Origin of the sequence: Micromonospora sp. NPDC049257 (assembly GCF_040678915.1) — a bacterium.
GTDB lineage: Bacteria > Actinomycetota > Actinomycetes > Mycobacteriales > Micromonosporaceae > Micromonospora > Micromonospora antibiotica.
Genome location: NZ_JBFAQU010000001.1, coordinates 390,074 through 404,402 on the forward strand (window position 1 = coordinate 390,074; position 14,329 = coordinate 404,402).

Below are 14,329 nucleotides of genomic sequence, written 5' to 3' on the forward strand. Positions count from 1 at the left end.
TATGGGCTCCGTCCGCGTCGCCATCGTCGGTGTGGGTAACTGCGCCTCGTCCCTCGTGCAGGGCGTGGAGTACTACCGCAACGCCGACCCGAACGACCGCGTCCCGGGTCTCATGCACGTCACCTTCGGCGACTACCACGTATCGGACGTGGACTTTGTCGCGGCGTTCGACGTGGACGCCAAGAAGGTCGGCATGGACCTCGCGGAGGCGATCGTCGCCAGCGAGAACAACACCATCAAGCTCTGCGACGTGCCGCCCACCGGCGTCAGCGTCCAGCGCGGCCCGACCTTCGACGGCCTGGGCCAGTACTACCGCGAGATCATCGAGGAGTCCGACGCCGCGCCGGTCGACGTGACCAAGGCGCTGCGCGACGCCCAGGTCGACGTGGTCGTCTGCTACCTGCCGGTCGGCTCCGAGCAGGCCGCCAAGTTCTACGCCCAGGCCGCGATCGACGCCGGCTGCGCCTTCGTCAACGCGCTGCCGGTCTTCATCGCCTCCGACCCGGAGTGGGCGCAGAAGTTCACCGACGCCGGCCTGCCGATCGTCGGTGACGACATCAAGAGCCAGGTCGGCGCCACCATCGTGCACCGCGCGCTGGCGAAGCTGTTCGAGGACCGGGGCGTCGAGCTGCTGCGCACCTACCAGCTCAACTTCGGCGGCAACATGGACTTCATGAACATGCTGGAGCGCACCCGGCTGGTCTCGAAGAAGATCTCGAAGACCCAGTCGGTCACGTCCCAGATCCCGCACGAGATGGTCAAGAGCGACGTGCACATCGGCCCGTCGGACCACGTGCCGTGGCTGGACGACCGCAAGTGGGCGTACATCCGCCTGGAGGGCCGTTCCTTCGGTGACACCCCGCTCAACGCCGAGCTGAAGCTCGAGGTGTGGGACTCGCCGAACTCCGCCGGTGTCATCATCGACGCCGTCCGGGCCGCCAAGATCGCCCTGGACCGCAAGGTCGGTGGCCCGATCCTCTCGGCCTCCTCCTACTTCATGAAGTCCCCGCCGGAGCAGTACGCCGACCACGACGCGCACGCCGCCGTCGAGTCCTTCATCAAGGGCGACATCGAGCGCTGACGCGCCGACCACCGCACCGTCGAGGGCCGGGTCCGTGCGGACCCGGCCCTCACGCGTTCGGTCCACCATTTCCAGGTACGGCGACAGCCGCCGGCAGAAAGGTCCGCCCGGCAAGGTCGCGCCGGTTCCAGGATCGACCCGAAGGGCTGTCCGTGTTCAACAGGCCCGGTAGACCTTGTCCGCCCTGTTCTGCTTCGGATAGACATCGCTGATGGATCTCTTCGAGACGCTCACCGTGAAAAGCGGAGTTCCGTTGCTCTCGTAGAACGTCACCGAACCGCTTTTCAGGTTGTAGTAGACCGCTTCCGTGCGGTTCTGCCAGCCCCAGGTGGCCAGGTTCTGCCAGCCGCAGTCGGACAGCTTCCCGTAGGGGGTGCCGAATCGCACGTCGTCGTAGAAGCAGAACCACCCGTCCGGGCAACTGGGGGCGGCGAGCACACCTGGCGAGGTTCCCGATGCCGCAGCCGCAGGGGTCGCGGCCGAGAAGCTGCCGAATATGATCAGTAAATTGATCATCACGCCGGCCAACAGGCGGCGAACGGCACGGATCATGGTGGCTTCCCTCCCTCGGTCGAGCGACAGCAGGGCAGGCCAGGAGCAATCGATGAACGCTCTGAGATCGAGCGGCGACGCTCAGTGACGCCCGTTGGCTCAGGGTAGAGTCGCGCCACGAATGATCGCCAGACCGGAAGGGAATTCTGATCGGCCGTAGGACGGCTGCGATCATCGATTTCCGCTAAACTGTTTGCCGCCCCGGATCGGGCGGATCAGTTCCGTCGCCGGCGATCAAGGGCATGACCATGTGGGATCGACCCGTGGGCAGCAGATCATCGGCACCATCCGTGCCGGAAACCGTCACCGTCGGCGTCATTCTTCACATGGCGCATTCCCGGTTCGCCTTTTCGGGCCGCGTTTCTGACACCTCGGCTCGACGGTACTGCCGCCCGGGGGGGGTTCGCAGAAGACCCACCCTCCCCGGGCGGTTGCTCAGTCGCGCCCCTTCCTCAGCTCGCAGTCCACGAACGTGGTTCCGGATTCGACCACCGGCACCGGCGACTCGGGACGTACGGTCTGCTCGTGGAACAGAAGCGCACCGCGAGCAGGGTCGATGACGAGCGTGTCCCGGGTGCCCACAGCATTCTTCGCGGCTTCGCCGTCGATGCTGAACGCCAGTCCCTGCCGACCTGTCGCGTCTATCAACCAGTCACGGAACACCAGACCAGGCAGACCGGCCAGCACCCGCAGGAGCGCCGCTCGTTGTGCGGAGCCGAGGCAGTGCTCCTTGTTGAGGTTGGCTATCCCCCGGAGCACGGCCAGCGACTCGGCCGTTGATCCCGGCTCGGCTCCCTGATCGACCAGGAGCTGCCGGCTGAGTTCCCGGGGGTCCGTCGACGGGTTCGGGACCCGCAACCGGGTCAGCGCGGAGGCAGTGCACTGCGTCGGCTCAGGCTCCCTCCGGTGGTCCGCGTGGATCAGCGTGCTGGACTCGCAGTCCTGCCCGTCAATGACGGTCCTCCGGAACTCCCGTTCCTCGTAGGCGTCCACCTCGGACGAGGTGGTCGTCCGGGAGACGACCAGCCTGGTGAGCACCGCATCCTCCCGGGCGATCGCCGACTGCGGTGTGACCACAATCCGCTGGTCCAGCACGAAGACCTCGTACCGACCGTCCGGCGCCTCCTCCACCACCGGACCACCGGCCCGCTCGTTGTCCGGCGCGACCCGGTCGCGCCTGCGGTCGGCCGTCGCCATGCCCAGGAGAACCAGGGAAACGGCGGTCAGTGCCACCGCCGCCAGCATGTGCCACCGCCGCCGGGATGGTCGCACGATCGAGGGCCCAGGAGTCCCCTCGGCCGCCGCACCCGAGGCGATCACTGCGTCTGCCGCCCGGGTCGATGCGACGAGCGGATCAGGCAACGGGTCCCGCGGTTCCGTCTGCTGTTCGCCGAGGCGATCGGCCAGCGCACACCAGGCGCGGACCTGGCTCTCGTGTGCACCGAGGCAGAGGACGAGGTAACCCAGCGCATCCGGACCGGGGTCGACCTCACCGGCCAGGATGGCGTCAACCTGTGCTCTTCTCGGCACCGGACCCGACAACGCGCCCTTCAGTCGCTCCCCACTCACCGCGTCGAGCCGCCGTTCGAGTTCCTCGTCGGTCAGCCGCTGCTCCGCCCTGAGCCGACGCAGCGCGACGAGCAGGCCTGACGACGAGGCGATGCGGCCGTCCGGCTCGAACCGCTCGGCGGCCTCAACTGCCTCCTCGCGAAGTCGTCGCCAGTCGCGCGCGACCTCGTCGGTGACGCCGATACCGACGAGGAAGGCGTCCAACACACGCGACGTGGGGATCCTCCGACCACTGAGGTTCTCCGACAACGTACTCGTGCTCACGTCGCCCTTGCGCGCCACGCGTTTCATGGGCGGCTCACCAGCGGCCAGGTACGCGTCACGCAGCTTCTGAGCGAGTTGGGCGGCCGGGCCGAAGCCCACCACCGGGTTCAGCGGCCGGCCCGTCCTCTTGGTTGTCCCGTGTTCGGTCGGCGGTGCCGCCGGGCTCTGCACTCTCGTTCTGACCTTCCTGCGCGTGTAGGACGACCGTCACCGGCCTTCGGGAGTCTGTCCGTCGGATCGACCCGCCAGTTCTGCGACGTCCCGGCCTCCGGGTCCGGTCTCCGGGCCCAGAATGTCGAACAGCCGGCGCAGCGTCCGCCGGTGGCTGCGGCCCCAGGTCTGCGACGTCCAGCGGGCCATCTGGACCGCGACGATCCCGAGGATCGCCGGCATGGCGACCGCCACCCGCCAGGACCCGCCATCGCGCATCACCAGCGCCGAGTAGATCATCAGCATGGCCAGCAGAATGGCCACCAGGGCACCCCCGTCGGCCCCACGCCGCCGCGGACGGCCGCCATCCAGCTGGTGTTGAGAAGACATGTCGGAACTCCTTGCCGGCACGACGGTGTCACGTCGCGCGTTGTTCGTTGGAAGATTCGGCGCAGGGAGTCGGATCTAACGGAACACCGTCGTCGAACTCCCGCCCGCACCTCCGATCTTGCTCCCCCCACTCACCGAATCTCAATGCCGGACTGAGTCATCACGCAGCTCAGATAATTGCTTGCGGGAACAACATGATGATTGTTCGGAAGGCTGCGGAGGTGGGTTCCTGCTATTCGGGCAGGCCCCCCGAAAAACTCGCCATATATCTGTGAGCTGGGAATTCATCAACCACCGAGGGGCATGTGCCCGGCTGGCCGACCACCATCCGAGCCAGGGCCCAGGGTTGTCCGACGGAGATTGCCCAGGCGCCCCACGCCCGGCACACACTCGCGGCCCCGCAACTCGTCCCGCTGCCGCTGCCCACCCAGAAAAACCGAAAAACACCGGCGTCCACGCCCACCCGGTCCTGCCGCACTGATCGGCGATCTGATCGTCACGACCAGGCGCGGCGCAGCGCCACCCCCGCCTCCAACTCCAGCAGGGTCACCTTGCGGGGCAGGCCGCCGCCGAAGCCGACCAGTTTGCCGCCCGCGCCGACGATCCGGTGGCAGGGCACGATCACCGGGACCGGGTTGCGGTTGCAGGCCACCCCGACCGCCCGTGCCGCGCCCGGGTCGCCGACCAGCCGGGCCACCTCGCCGTAGGTGAGCGTCTCCCCGTACGGGATGCGGGTCATCTCCCGCCAGACGGCGCGCTCGAACTCGGACCCGCGCGGCACCGTCACCGGCACGGTGAACCCGGTCAGCTCACCGGCGAAGTACGCCCGCAATTCGGCGACCGCCCGGCCGGCCAGCCCGTTGGCGGGTTCGTCGTCGGCCGAGGCGACCCGGCCGAAGTGCGTGCCACAGACCGCCGTGTCGTCGGTGGCCACGGAGAATTCCCCGATCGGCGAGTGGAGCACGGTCCAGCGCATACCGCCATTCTTCCCGCCCCGACCGACACCGGGAGCGGGGGCCGGGCCCGGAGAGGGCGCGGGATCGGCCCACCACGTCGGACCAGCCGGACGTGCCGTCCGTCGTCTCCGGCCACCCCACGGAGCCGACGGCGACGAAACACCTGCGGACGGGGCAAGGTCTCCCCGCCGCCGAGCGTCTTCGGTACGGAGGTGAGCGGTGACCGAAGGCACCGACGGGGAGTTCACCGCGTTCGTCAACGAACGGGGGGACGCGCTGCTGCGCGTCGCGTACGCGCTGGCGGGCAGCCAGCACGCCGCTGAGGACCTGCTGCAGAACGCGCTGGCCAAGGCGTACGCCCGGTGGCCCCGGATCCGGGGTGACGCCGAGCCGTACGTGCGCCGCATTCTCTACCACGACCAGGTCTCCGGCTGGCGACGGCTGGCCCGGCGACGTGAGGTTCCGGTGGCGGTGCTGCCGGAACGGCCCGGCGAGCGCAACAGCAGCCACGACAGCGAGCTACGGATGCTGCTGCGCGACGCGCTCCGGACGCTGCCGCCCCGGCAACGGGCGGTGTTGACGCTGCGCTATCTGGAGGACCTCAGTGTCGAGCAGACCGCCGCGATCCTCGGCTGCCGGGCCGGCACGGTGGCCAGCCAGGCGTCCCGCGCGCTGGCCCGGCTGCGGGAGCTGGTGCCGTCCTTCGACGATCTCATCGGCAGTCCGGAGGTGAAGCGATGAGCCGACGGGCGGAGGACGCGCTGCGGGCCGCCGTACACGATCTCGCCGACGAGGCGCGGCCGTCGCCCCGGCTGGCCCTGGCGGCGCTGGCTCGGGGCCGTCGGCTGCGCACCCGACGCCGGGTCGCGGTGGTCGGCGCGGCGGTGGTGGTGGCGGTGGCCCTGGTGGTGCCGTTCGTGCTGATCCGGCCGGAGCACCCGGTCCAACCGGTGCGGCCCACGCCGAGCCCCACCCCCGGTACGACGCTGCTGCCCACCCCCGGTGCCGACTGGCCGGCCCGGCCGTTGGCGCTGCCCGGTGGCTGGGTGGTCACCGGCGGCGTGACCGGCGGGACCGGGTACGTGCTGGACCGCACCCGGTCCCGCTACGTCCGTGCCGGCGGATACGCCGAGGTGTGGCCGGCCCCCACGGGCACGGTCACCGCCGTGCGGGACGAGCAGCGCCCCGGCCAGCTCGGTCTCGCCGACGCGGCCACCGGGAAGCTGCGCTGGCAGCGGATCCGGGGTGCGCTGGACGTCCAGTGGTCGCCGGACGGCCGCCGGTTGGCGGTGACCGTCCTGCGGGGCGGGGTGCACCGTCTCGGCGTGCTGGAGGTCGGTGGACGGTACCGGGAGTACCGGATCGACCCGGTCAGGTACCTCTGCACCGACCACTGCGCCTTCACCTGGACCCGCGACGGCCGGGAGGTGGCGTTGCCGTTGACCGGCAGCTTCGCACCCCGGTCCGAGCAGCTCCGCCATCCGCGCTGGGGGGTGCAGTTCTTCTCCGCCGACGACGGGCGCCCGACCCGGTTCGTCAAGATCCCCGGCGACCCGGCCGGCCCGTGGTCCTGGTCGCCCGACGGGAACCGGGTGGTGGTCCAGGGGCAGCGGGAGCCGCTGCTGGTCGACGCGGTCACCGGCACGGTGCTCGGCCCGCTGCCGGTGGCCGAGGTCGCCTGGGTCGGCGACGACCGGCTGCTCTACCGGCGGCCGGGTGGCTACCGGGACGTCGTACTCGCCGACCCCGTCGGCCACGAGCTGCAACGGTTGCCGCTGCCGAGGGAGTTGGCCGAACGGACGGTGTCCGTCGCCCCCAAATGATCACGCGGAACGTTGCGTCGGGTCGCTACCGTGCAGGTCGTGGCCACGGGGACGCTCATCTTTCTGATCATCGGTGGGGCGGGCGTCGGTGTGCTGGCGCTCGCCCTGCTCGGCGGCGAAATCCTGCATTTCGGTCATCCCGACGTCGACGGTCCGGTCTCCGTCGAGGCCGTCGCCGGTTTCCTCGGCGCGTTCGGCTTCGGCGCGGCCATCGTCAACGAGCTGCTCGGTGGGCGTACCCCGGGGATGATCGCGGCGGCGGTCGGTGGCGGCGCGCTCGCCGCAGTGCCCACCGCGTGGCTGGCGGGTCGGCTGAGCCGGGCGGCGCGCGACATGCGCACCGACGCCACCCCCACCCGGGACGACCTGGTCGGCGCGCTCGGCCTGGTGGTCACCCCGATCCCGACCGGCGGCTACGGCGAGGTGCGGGTACGCGTCGCCGGCCAACCCGTGAAACTCAACGCCCGCGCCGACCGGCCCATCCCGCTCGGTGCGCAGATCTTCGTGGTGCAGACGCTGAGCGAGACCAGCGTGCACGTCGAGACCTACTGACCCCTCTTCTCGCAGAGACGGAACCCCCATGCCTCTCCTCATCGCCATCGGCGGCGCGGTCGTCCTCGCCCTCGTCCTCGTGTTGTTCGTGCTCTCCCGGATCAAGGTCGCCGGCCCGAACGAGGCGTTCATCGTCACCGGCCGCAAGGGTCGGACCACGCAGACCGCCGACGGCGGCCGGTCCACCGACAACTCCGGCCAGAAGGTCGTGCTCGGCGCGTCGGTCTTCGTCCTGCCTGTGGTGCAGAAGCTCCAGTCGCTCGACCTGTCCAGCCGTCGCATCGACGTCGGCATCCGGGGCGCGGTCAGCAAGCAGGGCATCCGGGCCGACCTGCACGGTGTGGCCATCGTCAAGGTCGGCGGCACCGAGGACGCGATCCGCGCCGCCGCCCAGCGGTTCCTGCACCAGCAGGACGAGATCGACAACTTCACCCGGGAGGTGCTGGCCGGCGCGCTGCGCTCGATCGTCGGCCGGCTCACCGTCGAGGAGGTCATCCGGGACCGGGCGGCGTTCGCCAACGCCGTCGCCGAGGAGGCCGAGCACTCGATGACCAACCAGGGGCTGGTGCTGGACACCTTCCAGCTCCAGGACATCCTGGCCGAGGGGTCGTACCTGCAGGACCTCGGTCGGCCGGAGGCGGCCCGGGTGCTCAAGGACGCCGCCATCGCCGAGGCCCGCGCCCGACAGCAGGCCGAGCAGGAGCGGCTGCTGGCCGAGGAGGCGATCGCCGAGGCGAACCGGAACCTGTCGCTGAAGCAGGCCGGTATCCAGGCCGAGATCGACGCGGCGAAGGCGAAGTCGGCGGCGGCCGGGCCGCTCGCCCAGGCCGAGCGGGACCAGGCGATCCTCTCCGAGCAGCAGAAGGTGGCCGAGCGCAACGCCGAGCTGAAGCAGCGTCAGCTCGACACCGAGGTGCGCAAGCCGGCCGACGCGGCCCGGTACAAGGTGGAGCAGGAGGCCGAGGCGGCCCGTAACGCGGCGGTGCTGAACGCCGACGCGCAGCGGCAGGCCACCATCGCCGCCGCCCAGGCCGCCGCCGAGCAGGCCCGGCTCACCGGTGAGGGCGAGCGGGCCCGCCGGGCGGCGCTGGCCGAGGCCAACGCGATCGAAGGCGCCAAGGAGGGTGAGGCCGAGCAGCGGCGGCGGTCCGCGATCGCCGAGGCGGTCGAGCGGGAGGGCCAGGCCGAGGCCACGGCCATCCTGGCCCGCGGTCAGGCCGAGGCCGACGCGATGGCCCGTAAGGCCGAGGCGTTCGCCGCGTACGGTGAGGCCGCCGTGCTCGACCTGCTGGTCAAGATGTTGCCGCAGGTGGTCGAGGCGGCCAGCGCCCCGATCGGCGCGATCGACAAGCTGACGGTGATCTCCACCGACGGGGCGTCCTCGTTGACCAAGTCGGTGGCCGGCAACGTGGCCCAAGGCCTCCAGCTCGGCTCCGACCTCACCGGCATCGACCTGTCGGCCCTGCTCGCCAAGCTCGGCGCGGCGTCGGCCGGGTCCCCGGCCAACGGCAAGCCGCCGGTCGAGGGCAGCGCGGTCGAGACCCGCTGACCGTACGACGGAAGGGGCCGTCCGGTGTGCCGGGCGGCCCCTTCCGTCGGTCAGCTCAGCGCAGGCCCTGCTCGTGGGCCCAGCGCAGCAGTTCCGCCTCGGCCTCGTCACGGTCGAGCGGGCCGCGTTCCAGGCGCAGCTCCTTGAGGTGCTGCCAGGCCCGGCCGACCAGCGGACCGGGTGGCACGCCGAGCAGCTCCATGATCGCGTTGCCGTCGAGGTCGGGCCGGACCCGGGCCAGGTCCTCCTCGGCGGCGATCCGGGTGATCCGCTCCTCCAACGCGTCGTAGTCGGCGGCCAACTGGGCGGCCTTGCGCCGGTTACGGGTGGTGCAGTCCGAGCGGGTCAGCTTGTGCAGCCGGTCCACCAGGTCACCGGCGTCGGTGACGTACCGGCGCACGGCCGAGTCGGTCCACTCGCCCCGGCCGTACCCGTAGAACCGCAGGTGCAGGCCGACCAGCTTGGTGACCTGGGAGGTGACGTCCTTCGGGTAGCGCAGGGCCTTCATCCGCGCCTTGGTCAACCGGGCACCGACCACCTCGTGGTGGTGGAAGCTGACCCGACCGTCCCCACCGACCGCCTTGGTGGCCGGCTTGCCCACGTCGTGCATGAGCGCGGCCATCCGGAGCACGAAGTCACAGCCGTCCGTCTCGTAGGACACCGCGTTGCTCACCACGGTCAACGTGTGCTCGTAGACGTCCTTGTGCTGGGCGTGCTCGTCGATGGTCAGCTTGAGGCCGGTCAGCTCGGGCAGGAACCGGTCGGCCAGCCCGGTGTCGACCAGCAGCCGCAGCCCGGTGATCGGATCGGTGCCGCAGAGCAGCTTGGTGAACTCGTCGCGGATCCGCTCGGCGGTGATCCGGTCCAGGTCGGCGGCCATCGAGGTCATCGCCGTCCGCACGTCGGGGTGGACGGCGAAGCAGAGCTGGGCGGCGAACCGGGCGGCCCGCAGCATCCGCAGCGGGTCGTCGCCGAACGACTCGGCCGGCGTGCCCGGGGTACGGATGATCTTCGCGGCCAGGTCGTCCAGCCCGCCGTACGGGTCGGTGAACCGGTGGTCGGGGAGGCTGACCGCCATCGCGTTGACGGTGAAGTCGCGCCGCCGCAGGTCGTCGGTGAGGTTGGTGCCGTACTCCACCACCGGGTTGCGGCTGACCTGGTCGTACGCCTCGGCGCGGAAGGTGGTGACCTCCAGCCGGAGGCCGTCGCGCTGGCAGCCGATGGTGCCGAACTCCCGACCGGTCTCCCAGATCGACTCGGCCCAGCCCTTGATGATCCGTAACGTCTGGTCGGGGTGGGCGTCGGTGCAGAAGTCCAGGTCGTCGCCGAGCCGCCCGAGCAGGGCGTCGCGCACCGAACCACCCACCAGGTGCAGCTCGTGCCCGGCACGGGCGAACCGGCGGCCCAGCTCGTCGGCGACCGGTGAGACGCGGAGCAGCTCGGCGACGGCGTTGCGCTGCGCGGTGGTCAGCTCACGGCGTTCGGCGGCGTGGGGTGTGGAGGCTTCGGACATGGGATCGCCAGCCTATCGGGCGGGGACGGGAACCGATCCGCCGGGCGCGGGTGTCGGGTCCGGGTTGACTATGGTCATGGCGTGCGGACCGGTACCGGCTCCGACGGATCCCCGGGAGGCTGGAGATGAGCGGCGGGCTCTACCGCAGCGCGAACGCCGCGCAGGGTGACGACGGGCTCCGGCCGTACGACGGGGCGACCTTCATCTCCGCCGAGCCGCTGAACCAGCCGGGGGTGGAGGCGACCGCGCCGCCGCAGGAGGTGGTCGCCGAGACCAGCGCCGCGGCGAACAGCGCGGTGATGGCGGTCGGCAGCCTGGTCAGCCGGGGCACCGGCTTCATCCGCAACCTGATGATCGGCGCCGCGCTGGGCAGCGCCGTCGGCGACGCGTTCACCACCGCCCAGTTCCTACCCAACCAGGTGTACGAGTTCCTGCTCGGCGGCGTGCTGACCAGCGTGCTGATCCCGGTGCTGGTACGCCGGCGCAAGGCCGACCCGGACCGGGGCGAGGCGTACGCCCAGCGACTGCTGACCCTCGCGGTGCTGGCCCTCGCGGTCACGGTCGTGCTGGCCCTGCTGCTGGCCTCGACCCTGACCACGCTCTACGCCGGCGGCAAGAACGCGGCGTACACGAGCCTGGTCACCAACCTGTCGTACCTGATGCTGCCGATGCTGTTCTTCACCGGCGTCAGCGCGTTGATCGCGGCGGTGCTGAACACCCGGGGGCACTTCGCCGCGCCGATGTGGGCGCCGATCCTCAACAACCTGGTCGTCATCGGCACCTTCGGCCTCTACATCGTGGTGTACGGCGCGCAGGCGCTGGGCCCGGAGGACATCGGCTGGGACCGGATCCTGCTGGTCGGCGGGGGCACCCTGCTCGGGGTGGCGGTGCAGGCGGCCGGGCTGCTGCCGGCGCTGCGCAAGGTGGGTTTCCGGTGGAAGCTGCGGTTCGACTTCCGGGAGTTGGGCCTGCGTGAGCTGGCCCGGCTCGGTGGCTGGATGTTCTGCTACGTCGCGGTCAACCAGCTCGGCCTGTTCGTGGTGGTCAACCTGCTCACCCGGGCCGCCGGTGGCGACGACAGCAACGCCGGCCTGCTGATCTACAACAACGTCTTCCTGTTGCTGATGATGGCGCACGGCATCATCGCCGTCTCGATCATCACGGCGCTGATGCCCCGGATGAGCGCCGCCGCCGCCGAGGGCCGGTTCGCCGACGTCACCGCCGATCTGTCCCGGGGCACCCGGATGGTGACGGCGGTGCTCGCCCCGATCGCGGTCTGTTACGCGGTGCTGGCCGGCCCGGTCTCCGTGGTGGTCTTCCGGTACGGCGCGTTCACCGGTGACAACGCGCTTGCCACCTCGCTGGTGCTGCTGGTCGCCGCGCTGGGCCTGGTGCCGTTCGCGATCAGCCAGCTGTTCACCTTCGCCTTCTACGCGTTGCCGGACACCCGCACCCCGGCGCTGGTCAACATCCCGGTGGTGATTCTGCGGGTGGCCGTGCAGATCGGGGTCTTCGTCACCTTCTCGGCCACCTTCGCGGCGGCCGGCATGATGCTCGGCAACGCCGTCTCGTACGTGGCGGCGGCGGTGCTCTCGGCGATGCTGCTGCGGCCCCGGGTGGGCCGGATCGGGCTGGGTCGGATCATGCGGACCGTGGGCAAGGTGCTGGTGGCGGCGCTCGGTGCGGCGCTGGTCGGCCTGCTGGTGGTCAACCTGCTCCCCGGTGACCCGGGCAACCTGAGCTGGACGGCGGCGGCGGTGCGGCTGGTCCTCGGCGGGGTGGTGATCGGCGGGACGTACCTGGGCCTGGCGATGGTGCTGCGGATCGGTGAGATCACCGAGGTGGTCGGGATGGTGCGCCGCCGGCTCGGCCGCTGATCCGCTGCCCGTACCGGGGCCGGGCGGACAGGGGACACGCAGGGTGAACGAGGATCACCAGCCTGGGGACACGCCTGTGGATAACTTGGTTAGTCCCCGCTCAGTCACCGTAAGGGCCTGTGGACAACCAACCGTACGGCTGAGCATGTGCGGCCGTTCGGGGGGAACCTGACGTACTGCCACCGGGTTGTCACCGGTGGGCCGGCCCGGGGGTCGGTGGCTTGCGGCCAGCGTCTAGATTGGCCAGTACATGTGCCAGCAACGCGGGCGAGAGTGGCGGTAACCGGACTAATCCCCTCATATGCGACGGCCCGTTGAGCGCGGCGGGAAGATGACATGTCGGGATGGCGGGCGGTCCGGGTAAGGTCGCTGTCGACGGACACGGCAGGTGGCCGACTCCCGCGTCGACGCCGCCGGCCGCTCCATCGACGGCGGATCGGGAAGCCACATGCCCAGCAGTTCGGGTCCATCGATCGACACGATCACCGAGGGAGGACGGGTGACCCAGGTCGGCGAGGGTCAGGAGGCGGAGGAAACCGCTCCTCCGGTCATGACCTTCGGTGCTCCCACAGCCGGTGAGATCCTCGCCGAGCGGTACGAGCTGGTCGAGCACATCAACAACGACAGCGCCGGGCGCCTGGTCTGGCGGGGCGTCGACGTCATCCTGCGCCGTCCCGTGGCCGTGGTGCTCCGCTACCCGGGAGGCGACTCCGCCACCGAGATGCTCCAGGCCGCCGTGGCGGCCAGCCGGGTCATCCACCCCAACCTGGTCGGCGTCTACGACGCCATCGACGAGGACGTCCGGGCCTACGTCGTCCGGGAGTGGGTCGACGGTCGGTCCCTGCGTGAGCTGGTCGCCGACGGCCCGTTGGATCCGGCCCGAGCCACCGCCATCGGCAACGCGGTCGCCAGCGCCATGGCCGCCGTGCACGCCACCGGAATGGTCCACGGCAACGTGCACCCCGGCACCGTGATGATCAGCGACGACGGCCGGGTGGTGCTGGCCGACGCCCGCACCGACGGCGACGACAGCCAGGAAGCCGACATCCGCGCGGTGGGCGGCATCCTCTACTTCGCCCTCACCGGGCACTGGCCGCACGCCGAGGCGCCGCTACGCGGTGCGACCGCCGGCCACGGCCGCGCCGCCATCCCGGACGCCGTCCGCGACGCCAGCGGCGCCATCGCCGCACCCCGGCAGGTCCGGGCCGGCGTGCCGGCGTACCTCGACGACCTGACCATGGACCTGCTCGACGCCGAGATCGCCCCGCCGTCGTCGGACGTGCTCTCGGCCGAGCTGGGCCGGCTCGACATCCCCGCCGAGGACCACTTCCTCGACCAGACCGGCACCATCCGGTTCACCGCCGACGGCGTCGAGGACCGCTCGCCGCTCGCCGCCGCAGGGGGTCGGAAGGTTGCCATCGGCATCGCCGGTCTGCTGGCGGTCGCCCTGATCGGCCTACTCATCGGCATCAACACGCTGGGTGGCGACGACGACCCGCAGACCGAGCCGGTGGCCCGCCCCTCCGCCAGCACCCCGGCCGGCGACGCCACCCCGGCCCCCGCCGTGCGCAAGCTGAACATCCAGGACATCCGGATCATCGACCCGGACAGCCGGCAACGCAACGAGCTGGGCGACGCCGAAAAGATGCTGGACGGCGACGAGGACAAGGGTTGGGAGACCGACACCTACTACTCGGCCAACTTCAGCAACTACAAGAAGGGCATGGGGGTCTGGATCGACCTCGGCGCCCTGCACACCGTCAAGTCGCTCACGGCCACCCTGTCGGACTCCGGCGTCTCCGCGGCGCTGTTCACCGGCACCGGCGACTTCCCGTCCAGCTCGCAGGGCGACAAGGACCTGGTCAAGGGATTCAAGACGCGGATCGGGCAGCCGTTCGAGCAGCACGACGGCACCAAGATGGCCTTCGACGGCTTCGACCCCGAGCAGAAATACCAGTACCTGCTCTTCTGGATCACCGAGCTGCCCTCCACCGAGCGGGGCTTCAAGCTGGGCGTCCAGGAGATCGCGGTCCAGGGATCGTGACCTGCCGGC

The 14,329-nt window shown here is 70.7% G+C and carries 12 protein-coding genes; 7 read left to right on the forward strand and 5 right to left on the reverse strand.

Annotated elements, in window-relative coordinates:
- Position 1 precedes the first annotated feature (1 nt).
- On the forward strand, positions 2 to 1,081 hold the full coding sequence (locus AB0K25_RS01665) for an inositol-3-phosphate synthase (RefSeq protein WP_208565154.1): 1,080 nt from the start codon (positions 2 to 4) through the stop codon (positions 1,079 to 1,081).
- 156 nt (positions 1,082 to 1,237) lie between these two features.
- On the opposite strand, the gene AB0K25_RS01670 is transcribed toward AB0K25_RS01665, so the two are convergent.
- From AB0K25_RS01670 to AB0K25_RS01685, 4 genes are all read right to left on the reverse strand, one after another.
- The gene (locus AB0K25_RS01670; protein ID WP_219465371.1) at positions 1,238 to 1,633 is read right to left on the reverse strand and encodes a peptidase inhibitor family I36 protein; all 396 of its coding nucleotides are present in this window, start codon (positions 1,631 to 1,633) and stop codon (positions 1,238 to 1,240) included.
- Between the two features lie 435 nt (positions 1,634 to 2,068).
- Positions 2,069 to 3,637 carry a hypothetical protein gene (locus tag AB0K25_RS01675; protein ID WP_219465372.1) on the reverse strand — a complete coding sequence of 523 codons (1,569 nt, stop codon included), beginning with the start codon at positions 3,635 to 3,637 and terminating at the stop codon, positions 2,069 to 2,071.
- A 36-nt stretch (positions 3,638 to 3,673) separates the two neighbouring features.
- The gene (locus AB0K25_RS01680) at positions 3,674 to 3,940 is read right to left on the reverse strand and encodes a hypothetical protein (RefSeq protein WP_363817784.1); all 267 of its coding nucleotides are present in this window, start codon (positions 3,938 to 3,940) and stop codon (positions 3,674 to 3,676) included.
- 562 nt (positions 3,941 to 4,502) lie between these two features.
- Complete coding sequence (locus AB0K25_RS01685; RefSeq protein ID WP_219465377.1) at positions 4,503 to 4,982, reverse strand: methylated-DNA--[protein]-cysteine S-methyltransferase; 480 nt, start codon at positions 4,980 to 4,982, stop codon at positions 4,503 to 4,505.
- 199 nt (positions 4,983 to 5,181) lie between these two features.
- Between AB0K25_RS01685 and AB0K25_RS01690 the strand changes: the two genes are divergently transcribed.
- From AB0K25_RS01690 to AB0K25_RS01705, 4 genes are read left to right on the forward strand one after another with little or no spacing between them, the layout of a single operon-like run.
- Positions 5,182 to 5,703 (forward strand): SigE family RNA polymerase sigma factor, encoded by a 522-nt coding sequence (locus tag AB0K25_RS01690; RefSeq protein ID WP_204925506.1) that lies wholly within the window; start codon positions 5,182 to 5,184, stop codon positions 5,701 to 5,703.
- A complete protein-coding gene (locus tag AB0K25_RS01695) occupies positions 5,700 to 6,785 on the forward strand; it encodes a hypothetical protein (RefSeq protein ID WP_363817787.1) in 1,086 nt (361 codons plus the stop codon). The genes AB0K25_RS01690 and AB0K25_RS01695 overlap by 4 nt, the downstream gene beginning before the upstream one ends.
- Before the next feature lie 30 nt (positions 6,786 to 6,815).
- Positions 6,816 to 7,337 (forward strand): hypothetical protein, encoded by a 522-nt coding sequence (locus AB0K25_RS01700; protein WP_308290956.1) that lies wholly within the window; start codon positions 6,816 to 6,818, stop codon positions 7,335 to 7,337.
- A gap of 28 nt (positions 7,338 to 7,365) precedes the next feature.
- Positions 7,366 to 8,886 (forward strand): flotillin family protein, encoded by a 1,521-nt coding sequence (locus AB0K25_RS01705; protein ID WP_208565160.1) that lies wholly within the window; start codon positions 7,366 to 7,368, stop codon positions 8,884 to 8,886.
- A 55-nt stretch (positions 8,887 to 8,941) separates the two neighbouring features.
- Here AB0K25_RS01705 and AB0K25_RS01710 read toward each other — a convergent pair whose 3' ends face one another.
- Positions 8,942 to 10,399: a CCA tRNA nucleotidyltransferase gene (locus AB0K25_RS01710; protein ID WP_208565161.1), complete on the reverse strand. Its 1,458-nt coding sequence runs from the start codon at positions 10,397 to 10,399 to the stop codon at positions 8,942 to 8,944.
- Positions 10,400 to 10,524: 125 nt separating this feature from the next.
- Between AB0K25_RS01710 and murJ the strand changes: the two genes are divergently transcribed.
- Positions 10,525 to 12,276, forward strand: a complete 1,752-nt coding sequence (gene murJ, locus AB0K25_RS01715; protein ID WP_357532674.1) for a murein biosynthesis integral membrane protein MurJ — start codon at positions 10,525 to 10,527, stop codon at positions 12,274 to 12,276.
- A gap of 448 nt (positions 12,277 to 12,724) precedes the next feature.
- The gene (locus tag AB0K25_RS01720) at positions 12,725 to 14,320 is read left to right on the forward strand and encodes a protein kinase family protein (protein WP_219470485.1); all 1,596 of its coding nucleotides are present in this window, start codon (positions 12,725 to 12,727) and stop codon (positions 14,318 to 14,320) included.
- The last annotated feature ends 9 nt before the right edge of the window (positions 14,321 to 14,329 follow it).

Bases quoted from the DNA above. Each gene is read 5' to 3' on its own strand.
- AB0K25_RS01670 (WP_219465371.1), bottom strand. From the start codon at position 1,633: ATGATCCGTGCCGTTCGCCGCCTGTTGGCCGGCGTGATGATCAATTTA.
- AB0K25_RS01705 (WP_208565160.1), top strand. From the start codon at position 7,366: ATGCCTCTCCTCATCGCCATCGGCGGCGCGGTCGTCCTCGCCCTCGTC.
- AB0K25_RS01665 (WP_208565154.1), top strand. From the start codon at position 2: ATGGGCTCCGTCCGCGTCGCCATCGTCGGTGTGGGTAACTGCGCCTCG.
- murJ (WP_357532674.1), top strand. From the start codon at position 10,525: ATGAGCGGCGGGCTCTACCGCAGCGCGAACGCCGCGCAGGGTGACGAC.
- AB0K25_RS01685 (WP_219465377.1), bottom strand. From the start codon at position 4,982: ATGCGCTGGACCGTGCTCCACTCGCCGATCGGGGAATTCTCCGTGGCC.
- AB0K25_RS01695 (WP_363817787.1), top strand. From the start codon at position 5,700: ATGAGCCGACGGGCGGAGGACGCGCTGCGGGCCGCCGTACACGATCTC.
- AB0K25_RS01720 (WP_219470485.1), top strand. From the start codon at position 12,725: ATGCCCAGCAGTTCGGGTCCATCGATCGACACGATCACCGAGGGAGGA.
- AB0K25_RS01710 (WP_208565161.1), bottom strand. From the start codon at position 10,399: ATGTCCGAAGCCTCCACACCCCACGCCGCCGAACGCCGTGAGCTGACC.